Annotated in this window: 14 protein-coding genes; 3 read left to right on the top strand and 11 right to left on the bottom strand. The window is 66.2% G+C overall.

Annotation, left to right across the window (positions count from 1 at the left end; all coding sequences use genetic code 11):
• Positions 1-72: 72 nt before the first annotated feature.
• From fusA to rpsL, 3 genes are all read right to left on the bottom strand, one after another.
• Positions 73-2166 carry an elongation factor G gene (gene fusA / locus ACHFFA_RS10080; RefSeq protein ID WP_394270716.1) on the bottom strand — a complete coding sequence of 698 codons (2094 nt, stop codon included), beginning with the start codon at positions 2164-2166 and terminating at the stop codon, positions 73-75.
• An 84-nt stretch (positions 2167-2250) separates the two neighbouring features.
• The gene (gene rpsG / locus ACHFFA_RS10075; protein ID WP_394270715.1) at positions 2251-2721 is read right to left on the bottom strand and encodes a 30S ribosomal protein S7; all 471 of its coding nucleotides are present in this window, start codon (positions 2719-2721) and stop codon (positions 2251-2253) included.
• A 63-nt stretch (positions 2722-2784) separates the two neighbouring features.
• Positions 2785-3156, bottom strand: coding sequence for a 30S ribosomal protein S12 (gene rpsL / locus ACHFFA_RS10070; RefSeq protein WP_019831557.1), 372 nt, complete (start codon positions 3154-3156; stop codon positions 2785-2787).
• Between the two features lie 435 nt (positions 3157-3591).
• Here rpsL and ACHFFA_RS10065 point away from each other — a divergent pair, with 435 nt between their 5' ends.
• Together ACHFFA_RS10065 and ACHFFA_RS10060 are read left to right on the top strand one after the other, a co-directional pair.
• Complete coding sequence (locus tag ACHFFA_RS10065; protein ID WP_394270714.1) at positions 3592-5754, top strand: RNA degradosome polyphosphate kinase; 2163 nt, start codon at positions 3592-3594, stop codon at positions 5752-5754.
• Positions 5751-7250 (top strand): Ppx/GppA family phosphatase, encoded by a 1500-nt coding sequence (locus tag ACHFFA_RS10060; RefSeq protein ID WP_394270713.1) that lies wholly within the window; start codon positions 5751-5753, stop codon positions 7248-7250. The genes ACHFFA_RS10065 and ACHFFA_RS10060 overlap by 4 nt, the downstream gene beginning before the upstream one ends.
• A 4-nt stretch (positions 7251-7254) precedes the next feature.
• Here ACHFFA_RS10060 and apaG read toward each other — a convergent pair whose 3' ends face one another.
• Together apaG and metZ are read right to left on the bottom strand one after the other, a co-directional pair.
• Positions 7255-7653, bottom strand: coding sequence for a Co2+/Mg2+ efflux protein ApaG (gene apaG, locus ACHFFA_RS10055; protein ID WP_394270762.1), 399 nt, complete (start codon positions 7651-7653; stop codon positions 7255-7257).
• A 79-nt stretch (positions 7654-7732) separates the two neighbouring features.
• The gene (gene metZ / locus ACHFFA_RS10050) at positions 7733-8938 is read right to left on the bottom strand and encodes an O-succinylhomoserine sulfhydrylase (protein ID WP_394270712.1); all 1206 of its coding nucleotides are present in this window, start codon (positions 8936-8938) and stop codon (positions 7733-7735) included.
• Positions 8939-9024: 86 nt separating this feature from the next.
• On the opposite strand from metZ, the gene ACHFFA_RS10045 reads away from it, so the two are divergent.
• Positions 9025-10296 (top strand): phospholipid carrier-dependent glycosyltransferase, encoded by a 1272-nt coding sequence (locus ACHFFA_RS10045; RefSeq protein WP_394270711.1) that lies wholly within the window; start codon positions 9025-9027, stop codon positions 10294-10296.
• Between the two features lie 3 nt (positions 10297-10299).
• On the opposite strand, the gene ACHFFA_RS10040 is transcribed toward ACHFFA_RS10045, so the two are convergent.
• The 6 genes from ACHFFA_RS10040 to gor all read right to left on the bottom strand — a co-directional run bounded on the left by ACHFFA_RS10040 (position 10300) and on the right by gor (position 14768).
• Positions 10300-11439, bottom strand: coding sequence for a glycosyltransferase (locus ACHFFA_RS10040; protein ID WP_394270710.1), 1140 nt, complete (start codon positions 11437-11439; stop codon positions 10300-10302).
• Between the two features lie 71 nt (positions 11440-11510).
• The gene (locus ACHFFA_RS10035; RefSeq protein WP_394270709.1) at positions 11511-12110 is read right to left on the bottom strand and encodes a DNA repair protein RecO; all 600 of its coding nucleotides are present in this window, start codon (positions 12108-12110) and stop codon (positions 11511-11513) included.
• A gap of 18 nt (positions 12111-12128) precedes the next feature.
• Positions 12129-12401, bottom strand: a complete 273-nt coding sequence (locus tag ACHFFA_RS10030) for a hypothetical protein (RefSeq protein ID WP_394270708.1) — start codon at positions 12399-12401, stop codon at positions 12129-12131.
• Between the two features lie 46 nt (positions 12402-12447).
• Entirely contained in the window at positions 12448-12720 is a 273-nt protein-coding gene (locus ACHFFA_RS10025) for an accessory factor UbiK family protein (protein WP_394270707.1), read from the bottom strand.
• A gap of 43 nt (positions 12721-12763) precedes the next feature.
• A complete protein-coding gene (locus ACHFFA_RS10020; protein WP_394270706.1) occupies positions 12764-13315 on the bottom strand; it encodes a TspO/MBR family protein in 552 nt (183 codons plus the stop codon).
• Between the two features lie 103 nt (positions 13316-13418).
• Complete coding sequence (gene gor / locus ACHFFA_RS10015) at positions 13419-14768, bottom strand: glutathione-disulfide reductase (RefSeq protein WP_394270705.1); 1350 nt, start codon at positions 14766-14768, stop codon at positions 13419-13421.
• Positions 14769-14991: the final 223 nt, after the last annotated feature.

The following is a 14991-nucleotide window of genomic DNA, read 5'->3' as shown; positions in this document are numbered from 1 at the left end:
GAATACGGGATTTATGCGGGGAGGAAACGGCGCCCGCGCAATCAGGCGCCGCCCCTAGACGTGACAGCCTGCTTAGGCAAGCTTCTCCTTGACCTCGGCCGCGACGTTCGCCGGGACCTCGTCATAATGGCTGAACTGCATCGTGTACTGCGCGCGGCCTTGCGTGAACGAGCGCAGTTCGTTGACGTAGCCGAACATGTTCGCGAGCGGCACCATCGCCTCGACCGCCTGGGCATTGCCCCGGCTGTCGGTGCCTTGGATCTGCCCGCGCCGCGAGTTGATGTCGCCGATGACGTCGCCGAGGTAATCCTCCGGCGTCACCACTTCGACCTTCATGATCGGCTCGAGCAGCTTGATCCCCGACTTGCTTGCCACCTCGCGCATCGCACCGCGGCCGGCGATTTCGAACGCGATCGCGCTCGAGTCGACGTCGTGGTACGCACCGTCATAGAGGGTGACGGTGAAGTCGATGATCGGGAAGCCGACGAGGTAGCCGCTCTCGGCCTGCTCGCGGAAGCCCTTCTCGATCGCCGGGATGTACTCCTTGGGGATGTTGCCGCCCTTGATTTCGTCCTGGAAGACGAAACCCTGACCGCGCTCGCCCGGCTCGACCCTGACCTTCACCCGGCCGAACTGGCCCGAACCACCCGACTGCTTCTTGTGGGTGTAGTCGACGTCGACGTTCTTCGCGAGGTATTCGCGGTAGGCCACCTGCGGCGCACCGACGTTGGCCTCGACCTTGAACTCGCGCTTCATGCGATCGACGAGACTGTCGAGGTGAAGCTCGCCCATGCCCTTGATGATCGTCTGCCCGCTCTCGTGATCGGTCGACACGCGGAAGCTCGGGTCTTCCTGCGCCAGCCGGTTGAGGGCGATACCCATCTTCTCCTGGTCGGCCTTGGTCTTGGGTTCGACCGACAGCTCAATGACGGGTTCCGGGAACTCCATCCGTTCAAGGATGATCGGGTTCGCCGGATCGCACAGCGTATCGCCGGTGGTCGTGTCCTTCATCCCGGCGAGCGCGACGATGTCGCCGGCGAAGGCTTCCTCGATGTCTTCGCGGTTGTTGGAATGCATCAGCAGCATGCGGCCGATCTTTTCCTTCTTGTCCTTCACGCTGTTGAGCACCTGGCCCTTGGTCAGCTTGCCCGAGTAGATGCGGGTGAAGGTCAGCGAGCCCACGAACGGGTCGTTCATGATCTTGAACGCCAGCGCGCTGAACGGCGCGTCGTCGCTCGACGGACGCTCGTCCTCCTGGTCGCTGTCGGGCAGCACGCCCTTGATGGCCGGCACGTCGAGCGGGCTCGGCAGGTAGTCAACCACCGCATCGAGCAGCGGCTGGACGCCCTTGTTCTTGAACGAGGACCCGCAGGTGACCGGCACGAAGCTCTGGTTGAGGGTGCCCTTGCGGATGAGGCGCTTGAGCGTGGCGGTGTCGGGTTCGGTCCCTTCGAGATAGGCTTCCATCGCCTCGTCGTCCTGCTCGACGGCAAGCTCGATCAGACGTTCGCGATATTCCGCCGCCTTGTCCACCATGTCGGCCGGAATCTCGACATAATCGAACTTCGCGCCGAGGCTTTCGTCATGCCACACGATCCCGCGATTGTTCACCAGATCGACGAGGCCCTTGAAGCTCCCCTCGGCCCCGATCGGGAGGTACAGCACCGCCGGCGTGGCACCGAGACGATCGATGATCGTCTGCACGCAATAGTAAAAATCGGCGCCGGTGCGATCGAGCTTGTTGATGTAGCACATCCGCGGAACGCCATACTTTTCAGCCTGACGCCATACGGTTTCCGACTGCGGCTCGACCCCGGCGACGCCGTCGAACGCCGCGATCGCACCGTCGAGCACGCGCAGGCTGCGCTCGACCTCGATGGTGAAGTCGACGTGGCCGGGCGTGTCGATGATGTTGAAGCGGTGTTCGGGGCCTTCGCCGTCGTCAGCCTTCCAGAAGGTCGTCGTGGCGGCCGAGGTGATCGTGATCCCGCGCTCCTGCTCCTGCTCCATCCAGTCCATGGTCGCGGCGCCGTCATGGACTTCGCCGATCTTGTAGGACTTGCCGGTGTAGAACAGGATGCGTTCGGTCGTGGTGGTCTTGCCGGCATCGATGTGGGCCATGATGCCGAAATTACGGTACCGCTCCAGCGGATATTCGCGGGCCATGAAGAATTCCTCGGGGTAGTCGGGGGGGCGCAGCTTGCGGCGCCCTCCCATATGGTCACAAAGACGACGGTTTGAAGACGCGCCCTACCAGCGGTAGTGGCTGAAGGCGCGGTTGGCATCCGCCATGCGGTGAGTGTCTTCGCGCTTCTTGACCGCATTGCCGCGGTTGTTGGCCGCATCCATCAGCTCGCCCGAAAGACGGGCGGCCATGGTGGTTTCGGGACGCCCGCGCGCCGCGGTGATCATCCAGCGAATGGCCAGCGCCTGGGCACGCTCGGGACGGACCTCGACCGGCACCTGATAGGTCGCACCGCCGACGCGGCGGCTGCGCACCTCGACCTGCGGCTTGATGTTGTCGAGCGCGGTGTGGAACACCTCGACCGGGTTGCCCTTCGACTTCTGCTCGACCGTGTCGAGCGCGCCATAGACGATCTTCTCGGCAACGGCCTTCTTACCGTCGAGCATGAGGTTGTTCATGAACTTCGACAGCACCAAATCCCCGAACTTGGGATCGGGCAGGATTTCCCGCTTCTCGGGACGACGACGACGTGACATCGGAAACTTCCTTCTTGTCAGGCGGCGGCGGCGCCATGCGCCCGCTCGGTCCGCCGGGAAACCTTACTTCGGACGCTTCGCCCCATACTTGGAGCGGCTCTGCTTGCGATCCTTGACGCCCTGCGTATCGAGGACGCCGCGCAGCACGTGATAGCGCACGCCCGGAAGGTCGCGCACACGGCCGCCGCGGATCAGCACCACGCTGTGCTCCTGCAGGTTGTGGCCTTCGCCCGGGATGTAGCTGATGACTTCGCGCTGGTTGGTCAGGCGCACCTTGGCCACCTTGCGCAGTGCCGAGTTCGGCTTCTTCGGCGTCGTCGTGTAGACGCGGGTGCAGACGCCGCGCTTCTGCGGGTTCTGCTCCATCGCAGGGACCTTGGACTTGGCCTTCTGCGGTTCGCGGCCCTTGCGGACCAGCTGGTTGATCGTCGGCATAGACTTCTTTCTCTTCACCGTGTGGCGGTGACGACTGGCAGGACGGGCGATGTTCCGGATCGCGGCAAACCGGGCCGGGAGCGCCTTACCGGCACCCCTTGCGAACTGTCTGCGCGAGCCTGAAACACTCCACCCGAAAAGCCTGGCCACCGGGTTACTTTGACGGTTGCCCCAAACAGGTCGAACCTGTTCCAATAGACAAGAGCCATGCTGCGAATGGCAGCTGGCCCTTGGGACATCACCGGCAATGTTCAGCTCTATCTGGCCGGGCCGGACGCGAATCCGGCATCGGATAGGCGCGCCCTTACGCTTCGCGAGCGACCCGGTCAAGGCTCTCCCCCGGCGGTACGGCGCGCAGGAACGGCTGGCGCGCAGCCGCGCTATGGTCATATGGCAAGCCGATGTTCTGCACCGCCTTCGAAGGCATCCGCCGCGATGCCCGCTGACACCGCCCCTCCGGTCACGCCTGCCGCTGCGGTTAAACCGCCTGCGGCATCGGGCGCACGCTACGTCAACCGCGAGCTCAGCTGGCTTAGCTTCAATCGGCGCGTCCTCGCCGAAAGCGAGAACGAAAGCTATCCCTTGCTCGAACGGCTGCGCTTCCTGTCGATCTCGGGCAGCAATCTCGACGAGTTCACGACCGTTCGGGTCGCCGGGCTCGAAGGTCAGGTGCTGCGCGGGATCGAGACCCCGGGGATAGACGGCCTGCCCCCCCATCAGCAGCTCGAGGCGATCCGCGCCCAGTTGCAGGCAGTCGAGAAGCGCCAGCAGGCCAGTCTCGAAACCTTGCGGGCGCAGCTTGCCGACGAGGGCATCCTGATCGGCCGGGTGAGCGAACTTTCCGCCCAGCGACGCAGCTGGCTGGAAGAGTATTTCACCACCGACATCGTGCCGCTGATCACCCCGCAGGCCATCGATCCCTCGCATCCCTTTCCATTCGTCGGCAATGGCGGCATGGGGGTGCTGTTCCGGCTCAAGCGAGGCCGGCGCCAGCCCGATCTGGTCGAAATGGTGCTGATCCCGAGCGGGGCCCCGCGCTTCGTCCGGCTGCCGGGGGATCAGGCGATCTTCGTCGCCATCGAACAGCTGATCGTCGCGTTCGCCAGTCAGCTGTTCCCGGGCTTTCGGATCCTGGGTGACGGGATCTTCCGCGTGCTGCGAGACAGCGACATCGAGGTGGAGGAAGACGCCGAAGACCTCGTCCGCTACTTCCGCACCGCGATCCAGCGCCGGCGCCGCGGGCGGGTCGTGCTGCTCGAGCTCGACGAGGATTGCGATCCCGCCGCCGAGGCGCTGCTGCGCGAACAGTTCGAGGTCGATGCCGCGATGATCGTCAAGAGCGCCGGGATGCTGGGCATCCGCGATCTCGGCGCGATCTGCGGGGAAGCCCGGCCCGATCTCAAGTTCAAGCCGTTCTCCCCCCGCTATCCCGAACGGGTGCTGGCGCACGATGGCGATTGCTTCTCCGCCATCCGCGAGAAGGACATGGTAATTCATCACCCCTACGAAAGCTTCGAGGTGGTGGTCGACTTCCTCCATCAGGCCGCAACCGATCCCGCCGTAGTCTCGATCAAGCAGACCCTCTACCGTGCAGGCGACCAGTCGCCGGTAATCGCGGCGCTGATTGAGGCGGCTCAGAACGGCAAGGCGGTGACCGCGGTGGTCGAGCTCAAGGCGCGGTTCGACGAGGAACGCAACATCCGCTGGGCAAGCGAACTCGAACGCGCCGGGGTGCAGGTGATCTATGGCTTCACCGAATGGAAGACACACGCCAAGGTCAGCCTCGTGGTCCGGCGCGAGGAGGAAGGGTACCGCACCTACTGCCATTTCGGCACCGGCAATTATCACCCGACCAACGCGAAGATCTACACCGACCTCAGCTTCTTCACGGCCGATGCGGCGCTGGGCCGGGATGCTGCGCGGATGTTCAATTTCATTACCGGCTATATCGAACCGCAGGATCTCGAAGCGATCGCCATCTCCCCGCTCGACCTGCGCGAGCGGTTGTTTTCCCTCATCGACAGCGAGATCGCCAATGCCCGCGCGGGCAAGCCTGCCGGCATCTGGATCAAGGTCAATTCGATTACCGACCGCCTGATGATCGACAAGCTTTACGAGGCCAGCGCGGCCGGGGTGCAGATCAACATGGTGGTGCGCGGCATCTGTTCGCTGCGGGCGGGCGTGCCGGGCCTGAGCGAGAACATCAGCGTCAAATCGATCATCGGCCGCTTCCTTGAGCATGCGCGCCTGTGGGCCTTCGCCAACGGCAAGGCTCTGCCCAGCCGGCAGGCCAGGGTCTTTCTCTCCAGTGCCGATGCCATGGGCCGCAACCTTTCCCGCCGGGTGGAGGTCATGGTGCCGATCACCAACAAGACCGTGCACGATCAGGTCCTCGGCCAGGTCATGCTGGCCAATATCCTCGACACCGAACAGAGCTGGTCGCTCGGACCGGATGGACAGTACCTCCGGATGCGCCGGGGCGAAGGCGGCTTCAACTGTCATGACTATTTCATGGCCAACCCTTCGCTATCGGGTCGCGGATCGGCGCTGCACCGTGAAGAGGTGCCGCGTCTGGCGCTGAAGGATGCCGGAACTTGACCCCGCGCCGGAGCCGCCGTGCAAGACAATCCGCGCGAGCGGTGATCGATATCGGATCGAATACCGTTCGCCTCGTCATCTACGACGGACCGCGCCGCGCGCCCGAAGTGATCTGGAACGAGAAGGTCGTCGCCCGGCTTGGCCGAGACCTTCAGGCCAGCGGGGCTATTCCCGAGGACGCTGCACAGGAAGCCTTGCGGGCGCTTGCCCGTTACAAGCTGCTGCTGGACGATCGCGGGATCGCCGATGTGCAAACGGTCTCCACCGCCGCCTCGCGCGATGCGACCAATGGGCAGGCCTTCCTCGAACAAGTAGAGCGGCTGGGCCTCGCGCCGCGGCTGCTGTCGGGCGAGGAGGAGGCGCTGGCCGCCGCGCTGGGGGTGATCGGCGCCTTCCCCAATGCCGATGGTATCGCGGTCGATCTTGGCGGCGGCAGCCTCGAACTGGTGCGGATCGCGAACGGGGACACCGGGCAGCCGACCAGCCTCCCCTTCGGCACGCTGCGTCTCCCCGGCCTGCGCAGCCAGGGGCGGTTCGGGCGGACTTTCGACGAAGCGTTCGATGCCGGCGGATGGGATGGCGATGGCGGCCAGCCGCTCTACATGATCGGCGGCACATGGCGTGCGCTGGCCGATTTCGCCATGCGCGAGGCGGCCTATCCCCTGTCCGATCCGCACGGCTTCCGCCTTCCCGCCGCCGCGGCGGAGCGACTGGCCAAGCGGCTGTCACAGACTCGCCCGGGCGAACTGGAAAATGCCGGTCTATCGCCAATGCGGGCCGCCTATCTGCCCGATTCCGCCGCCCTGCTGCGGCGCCTGATCGGGCGGCTTGCCCCGCGCAAGCTGATCTTTTCGAGCTGGGGCCTGCGCGAGGGTCTCCTCTTTGCCGGGCTCAGCCCGCTGCAAAGGCGGCTCGACCCACTGCTGGCCGGGGTGCAGGCCTTCGCCGAGCCGCGCGATGCTACGCTGATCGATGCGACCCGGCTCGCCGGATGGACAGCCGACCTTGCCGCGGCCGCGCCGCCCGCGGCAGAGCGGCTGCGATTGGCGGCGGCGCATCTTTCCGCGGCGTTGCAAAGGGTCGAGCCCAATCTGCGCGCCCGCCACGCAGAGGAATGGTCGCTCGACAAGCGCTGGATCGCGCTCGACCCCGCGGGACGCGCAGTGATCTGCGCCGCACTCTATGGCAGTCTCGGCCGGACCGTCTGGCCGGAGATGCTCGACAAGCTGGCGAGCAAGGATAGCCTGCGCGACGGTGTCGCATGGGGTCTTGGCTTCCGGCTGGCCCGTCGGTTGGGCGCCGGATCGCAGGTGCCGCTTACCCGCAGCCAACTGCGCCTCGAAGACGGTCGGCTGACCCTGGCGGTCGATCGCAGCCGCGAGAAGCTGATCACGCAGCCCGTGCGCAAGGAGCTGGCGGCGCTGGCATCGTGGACCGGGCGCGAGCCGGGGGTGGACATCATTTCGCTGGAACCTAGCGACCGCTCGCCGAACTGAATCGCTAGTCGGCAGTTGCCGGTGCGGCGAGCGGGAAGAACGGGATCCTCACTTCGAACGGCGATCCGTCCTCGCGGTGGAAGGTGTAGAACCCCTCCATCGATCCGAACGGAGTTTCGAGCGGGCAGCCCGAGACGTAATCGTGGCTCTGCCCGGGGCGCAGCTGCGGCTGTTCGCCGATGACGCCCTCTCCATCGACATGGGCGACCATCCCGCGGCCATCGGTGATGCGCCAGTGCCGCAGCATCAGCCGCACCGTTTCGTGCGAGGCGTTCTCGATCCGGATGTGATAGACCCAGAACCACTTGCCCGCTTCGGGCTGCGACTGTTCGGGCAGGTAATTGACTGCGACCCGCACGGTGATCCCGTCGGTCATGGCGTTGTGCTGGAACAGTCCCTTGATCACGCCCCCAACCTAGTTTCCCCGCCCCCGCGCGCAAGGGCCGGGAGCGCGCTTTTCGACATGGGCGCGACGAAGCGCGCTAAAGCCCGGCAGCCGTCAGCGCCCGGTCGAGGTCGTCCTTCAGGTCTTCCACATCCTCGAGCCCGACGTTGATGCGGAGCAAGCCTTCGGTGATGCCCATTTCCTCGCGCGCATCGGTGCTCATTGCGGCATGGGTGGTACTGGCCGGATGGCACATCAAGGTGCGCGCGTCGCCGATATTGTTGGAGATATCGATAAGCTCGAGCGCGTCGAGCAGAGCGAAGGCGGCGGCGCGGTCGCGCAGGTCGAAGGCGAAGATCGGACCCGCTGCCGACATCTGCCGCATCGCCAGCTCATGCCGGGGATGGCTGGGCAAACCGGGATGGCGCATCCGTTCGACCCGCTTCTCGATGAAGCGGCCGACTTCCAACGCATTCTCGCTCTGCTGCCGCGACCGCAGGTCCAGCGTTTCCAGACCCTTGAGCACAACCCAGGCGTTGAAGGGCGAAAGGTTGGGCCCGGTGTTGCGCTGAAAAGGGAGCAGCGCCTCCTCGATCCACTCCTTCGAGCCGCAGACCGCGCCCGCCAGCACCCGGCCCTGCCCGTCCATCAGCTTGGTCGCGCTGTAGGCGACGACATCGGCCCCGAAATCCATCGGCCGCTGAAGCGCGCTGGTGGCAAAGGCGTTGTCGACCACGGTGACGATACCGTGCGCCCGCGCCAGCCCGCAGACATGCGCCATGTCGACGATATCCAGCGTCGGGTTAGCCGGCGTCTCGAAGAAAAACACCCGGGTGTTCGGCCGTATCGCAGCGGCCCATGCGTCATTGTCGGCGCTGTCGACGATCGTCGTCTCGATCCCGAAGCGCGGCAGCAGGCTGTCGAGCAGCCAGCGGCACGATCCGAATGCCGCCCGCGCGCCGACCACGTGATCCCCGGCAGACAGCTGGCACAACAGCGCCGCCGTCATCGCCGCCATTCCGCTGGCCTGGGCGCGGCACGCCTCCGCACCCTCGAGCAGCGCGATCCGCTCCTCCAGCATGGCGACGGTGGGGTTCTGCAACCGCGAATAGGTCATGCCTTCGGCGGTGCCGGCGAACCGGTCGGCCACCGTCGTCGCATCGTCGTAGGTGTAGCCCGAGGTCAGGAACAGCGCCTCGCTGGTCTCGCCATGCTCGCTGCGCCAGGTGCCGCCGCGGATCGCCTGGGTTGCGGGACGCCAGCGGGTGGTCTGCGAACGGTCGGTGCCGGTGGTTCTCTTCATGAACCCGGTCGCTTAGGAACGCTGTGCGGGCGTGGCAAGCAAAGCCTGTTGTTTCGCATCGGCCCCTCGCCTAAGCACCCGCGCCGATGCCCCGCCCGCCTGTGCATGATCGTGATCCCCGGCTGTGGTGCGCGGGTCTGGCCCTGGCCTTCTGGGGCCTGCTGCTGGCGAACCTCGCAGTCCCCTCGGCCGATTATTTCGACGAGATCCACTACATTCCCGCCGCGCGCGAGCTGCTCGCGCTCGACCGCTTCGCCAATCGCGAGCATCCGTTGTTCGGCAAGGAACTGCTGGCCCTGTCGATCGGGCTGCTCGGCGACAATGCGTGGGGCTGGCGGTTGCTCCCGTCGCTCGCCGGGATGCTGACCCTTTATGGCGCGATGCGGGCGATGTGGTTCGCTTCGGCCAGTCGCTATGCCACGATCGCCTGCGGCGTTCTGATCGCCAGCGGCTTTCATCTGTTCGTGCTGTCACGCATCGCGATGCTCGACATCTTCATGCTGGCGGCGGTGGCGCTGGCCTACTGGCAGATCGCAGCCGCGATGCGCGAACCGGAACGCGGCCGCGTCCGCCTTGCCGCCGCCGGGGTCGCGCTGGGGCTGGCGATCGGGGCGAAGTGGAACGCCATCCCGCTCGTCGTCCTGCCCGGCATCGCCTTCCTGGTGCTGCGGTTTCTCGCCGGCAGGCGCAACCTCCTGTTCAGCCGGCGGGGGATGCCGGTACCGGGAATGACCCTGATCGAGGCTGCGGTATGGCTCGGCGTCGTTCCCCTGCTCACCTATGCGGCGACTTTCCTGCCCGGCTGGTTCTATGCCCATGATGCCATCCCGGGCGGACTGATCGAGCATCACCGCTTCATGCTCGAATTGCAGGAGCAGGTGCGAAAGCCGCACCCCTACCAGTCGACCTGGTCGCAATGGGTGCTCAATACCCGCGCGATCTGGTTCCTGTACGAGAACGTCGACGGGGCTCAGCGCGGGGTAGTCTTCCTCGGCAACCCGCTGACGATGTGGCTGGGGCTGCCCGCGGTCCTGTGGTGTGCATGGCAGGGCCTGATCCGTCATCAGCCGGCGCACGGGGCGGCGGCGGTGCTGTATGCGGCGAGTCTGGGAATGTGGATCATCGCCGCCAAGCCGATCCAGTTCTACTATCATTATGCCTTGCCGGGGCTGTTCCTGCTCGGCGCCCTCGCCCTGGCGCTGGACGATCTGCGGCGTGCCGGGTGGCGCCGTACCAGCGGCTGGACGCTTGCCGCCAGCGTGGCCCTGTTCGTGCTGTTCTTTCCGATCCTCAGCGCCCTGCCCCTCCCCACCAAAGGTGCGTTCGCGCTGTGGACGTGGTTGCCCGGCTGGCGCTGACGCCTAGTAACGGCCCCAGACGAAGCGGCTCGACAGCGCATAGTTCCAGACCGAGCCGATCGCGATCCCGACGAGTGCCGCGGGGAAGGTATGAAAGCCGGCATCGTGCATCGTGGTGGCGACCGCGACATTGGCGAAGGCACCGATCGAGCACGCGACGATGAAGCTGACCCACCCCCAGAACAGCCGATCCGGCGTATCCAGCCGCTTGTCGCGATAGGTCAGCCAGTTGTTGAGCCAGAAGTTGAACGTCATCGCCCCGAAGGTCGCGATCGCCTGGCTCCAGCTGAAGGCCGTCCCCACGGTGAGGATCAGACCATAGAGGATCGCCATGTGCACCAGCACGCCCAGCGCGCCGACCGTGCCGAACAGGGCGAACCGGGTGGGAATGATGCGGCCGAAGCTCTTGTCGTAGAGGCCGGCCAGGAAATCGAGCGCGATCGCCCGATCGAGCTTTGATTCGCCGGACCGGCGGGCGGAGAAGTTCATCGGAAAGTCCTTTACCCGCAGCGGCGTATCGGCGGTGGCAAGCAGATCGAGCAGGATCTTGAACCCGATGCCCGAAAGCCGCGGGGCCAGTGCCCGGGCGGTGGCGGTGGGCAGCAGGAAGAACCCGCTCATCGGATCGGACAGGTCCACCCCGGTCAGCTTGCGCGCCAGGGTGTTGGCGAGATTGGACAGCTTCTCGCGGTCGGGGCGGTTCCAGTCCGCCATGCTCGCACCATCGGCAAACCGGCTGGCGACGGCGACCTCTGCCTCCCCCCCGCGGACGGCGGCCAGCATGTCGACCAACAGCAGCGGATCGTGCTGGTGATCGGCGTCCATCACCGCGACATAGGGCGCCGCGGTGGCGCAGAAGCCTTCGATCGCCGCGCTCGACAGGCCGCGGCGGCCGATCCGCTGGATGACCCGCACCCGCGGGTCCGTGCGCGAGAGGCGGCGCGCCTCATCCGCCGTACCGTCCCTGGAATCGTCGTCGACGATCAGCACTTCCCACCCCGCCGGGCCGAGCGCGTTCTCGATCCGCTCGACCAGCGGTGCGAGATTGTCGCGTTCGTTCAGGGTCGGCAGCACGATGGCAAGCTCGGGTCCGCCGGCGGTGGCAGGCTTGCTATCAGTGCGCGGTTGCAGGGAGGGCGTCATGTCCATCGCCCTTGCCGCTTAGCGGCGAAATCTCAAGAGATGGTTAGCAACATGCAAACAGCCGACTTGCCTCACCCGCCAATGCGTTGCAGCCGTTCGCGCAGCAGGGTGCGCGCGGCGTAGATATCGGCCCGGGCATCGCCCAGCAGGTGGCGCTGGATCGCCGGGCCGATCCGGTCGAGCAAGGACATCGCCTCGGCCAGGCCGGCGATGGCGGGCCGGTTGCCGCCATAGCCCAGCTCGCGCAGCATCAGCACCTCGTACGAGGCGAGCGCCGGAACCCATCCGCGCGCCGAAGGAGCGGTGCAGATCGCGTCGAGCAGTCCGCCGAGCGCGGCGTGGAGGGCGGGATAGGGATTGCGTTCAGGCAGAGCCGAGGCGGTCAGCGCGCAGACCCAGGCGATGGCGGCGGCGGGCAGCGGCTCCGCCAGCCACGGACCGCGGCTGCGCACCAGTTCCAGCCGGGCGAAGGGCAACTGGCTGTCGCTGCGCGCGCGGACCTCCGCCTCGACGAGATTGCCAGGTATCACCACCGGGCGAAGGTTCCGGCCGCGCCCGCCAGCCACGTAGCCGGCGACGACCCCGTGCTCGGCAGTCAGCAGCCGCGCGATGACCGCCGTTTCGCCATGCGCCCGGGCGGCAAGAACGATGGCTGGCGCGCGCAGATGCATCGTCAGCTGCGGTCCGCGTCAAGCGGCGGCGGTGGAAACCCCGCTCCCGTCATGAGCCGGATCGGACTGGCGCAGCGAGGCTGCGACCGCGGGGCTCTGTGCGCGGCCCATCGACCAGTTCTTCTGCATCCGGACTGTGGGATTGGGCGCACACCAGATTTCACCGGTTTCGTCCATCGCGGTGATCCACAGCAGGTTATGTTCCTGCCCGTAATCGATGATACCGATTGCATATCCGTCCCCCTTGCCAAGCACGTGAAGGGGTATCGTCGGATCGAGCTGCGTGAACATGACAGGGCACCTTTCGCCAGCCCAACGGGCGAAGCGGTGCCGGGTTTCAAACCTCGGAAAGGTTGGCGCTTTTGCCGTCTGGCCGCTTCTCCAGCGCAGCGACCCGTTCGGCCAGGCGTTCGGTTTCTTCGCGGGCGCGGGCAGCCATCGCCTTGACCGCGTCGAATTCCTCGCGGCTGACGAAATCCATTCCGCCGAACGCCTCCTTGGCGCGTTCGCGGGCTGCCTCGCGTGCTTCACGGGTCATGCCGGCGAATGTCCCGGCGGCGGCGTTGGCAAGCTTGACGAAATCGGCGATCAGCGGGTTCTGGCTCTGCATGACGAGGCAGATGGGCGCGCGGCAGGGGTTTGTCCAGCCTGCTTCAGCCGATCCGAACCCGCTCCGTCGCGCCGCCCGGCAGTCCGCCATCGGCCTCGGGGTTGAGCTGCAGGAACTGCCAGTTCAGCACGCTCGCGAACAGGACCCAGGCAAGATAGGGCAGCAGCAGCATACCCGCGATACGCCGCACCTTCCAGAACAGCGCGATCACGATCACCAAGGTCACGTCGACCAGCAGGATGACGATCAGCCCCCAGGTCAGTTGCTGGGCACCGAAGAATGTCGGAGTCCAGGCAAGGTTGAGCGCGAAATGCACGACGAAAGCGACAAGTGCCGCAGGCCGGGCGCGCGCACCCCAGGCCGCACATACCAGCGCCAGTGCGATGCCGATCAGGACATAGAGGATGGCCCAGACGATCCCGAAGGTTGCCGGCGGCGGGAAGGTCGACGGCTTGTCGAGCGACTGGAACCACGCGCTCTCGGGGCTGCCGCTCTGGCCCGAGAGGAATCCCAGCAGCACGATCAGCGGCACGGTGAACAGCGCCCAGCGTAGCAAGGAGGCGCGCAGCTGTCCGTTCGATGCGAGCATGTTCATCCGTGTCGTCCCCCGCCCCTGATTCGCCGGCGGTCCTTTTGACGGCCGGTTGCCTGCCGTGCAATGCCCGCCCCCGATCCGTGCCGCGGCGACACCATCGTCCCTACCGCATCAGCACCAGTTCTTCGGCCATCGTCGGGTGGAGGGCCACGGTGGCGTCGAAGTCCGCCTTGGTCAGCCCCGCCTTCACCGCGATCGCGGCGGCCTGCATGATCTCCGGCGCCTCGGGCCCGATCATGTGGAGGCCGACGATCCGGTCGTTATCGCCGTCGCAGATCATCTTGTAGAGACTGCGCTCGTTACGCCCGGCAAGGACGTGCTTCATCGGCCGGAAATCCGATTGATAGACCTTGACCGTGCCGAGCTTGTTGCGCGCCTCGCCCTCGGTCATGCCGACCCCGGCCATCGGGGGATGGCTGAACACCGCGCTGGGTATGGCATCGTAGTCGACCGTGGTGGGGTTGTTGCCGAACACCGTATCGGCGAACGCCTGCCCTTCGCGGATTGCCACCGGGGTCAACTGCACCCGGTCGGTACAATCGCCCACCGCATAGACGTGATCGCGGTTGGTGCGCGAAAAGCGGTCGACCTTGACCTCTCCCTTGTCGCCCAGTTCGACCCCGATGCTCTCAAGCCCCAGTCCGCCGGTATTGGGAACGCGGCCGGTGGCGAAGAGGACGCAATCGACCTCGATGTCGTCGTAACCGGTCATCGCCACGCGCAGCGCCCCGTCGTCGGTCTTCTCGATGCCGCGGAACTCGGCGTGAAAGCGAAAGTCGATGCCCTTGGTGACGCTGATCTTCAGCAGCCGATCGCGCAGGCTCTCGTCGTACTGGCGCAGGATCAGGTCGCTGCGGTTGACGATGGTGACGTGCGCGCCGAACTGGTTGAAGATGCCGGCGAATTCATTGGCGATATAGCCGCCGCCGGCGATCAGGACGCGCCGCGGAACATCGTCGAGATGAAACGCCTCGTTGCTGGTGATCCCGAGTTCGGAACCGGGGCATTCCGGCACGTGGGGCGTCGCCCCGGTGGCGACGAGGATGTATCGCGCCGTCACCGTCCTGCCGCCGGCGAGGGTGATCTCGTGCTCGCCGGTGATGCGGGCGCGCTCGTGAAAGATTTCCACCCCGTGGTTCTGCAAGGTGTCGGTATAGGCGCCGTTCAGTCGGTCGACATCGGCCAGTACGTTGTCACGCAAGGCCTTCCAGTCGAAGCGGCATTCGCCCAGCGTCCAGCCGAACTTGCGCGCGTCCTCCAGATCCTCGGCAAAATGCGCGCCGTAAACGAGCATCTTCTTGGGCACGCAGCCGCGGATGACGCAGGTGCCGCCCACCCGGTATTCCTCGGCCACCGCAACCTTGGCGCCATGGGCCGCGGCAACCCTGCTGGCGCGCACTCCGCCCGAACCCGCGCCGATGGTGAAGAGATCGTAATCGTAGTCTGCGGGCATGAAGCGGCTCCGGTTGCGGGTGAGCCGGCGATATGGCGGCGGGGGCTGCCAAGGGCAACCGCTCCCGCACGCCAATCACCATGCCCCGAGGGGCCGCGCGTTACCGCCCGCCGCTGCCGCGATTGCGGCTCCGGGCCGGTCGCTTGCCCTGCGGTGCGCCGCCCTGCCCGCCTTCGCGGCGGGGCTGGCCGCCATCCCGGCGAGGCTGGCCCCCATCGCACAA

Origin of the sequence: Qipengyuania sp. (assembly GCF_043423005.1) — a bacterium.
Taxonomy (GTDB): Bacteria; Pseudomonadota; Alphaproteobacteria; order Sphingomonadales; family Sphingomonadaceae; genus Qipengyuania.
The sequence above is the reverse complement of the archived record's forward strand: the minus strand, read 5'-3'. Positions and strand labels throughout refer to the sequence as shown.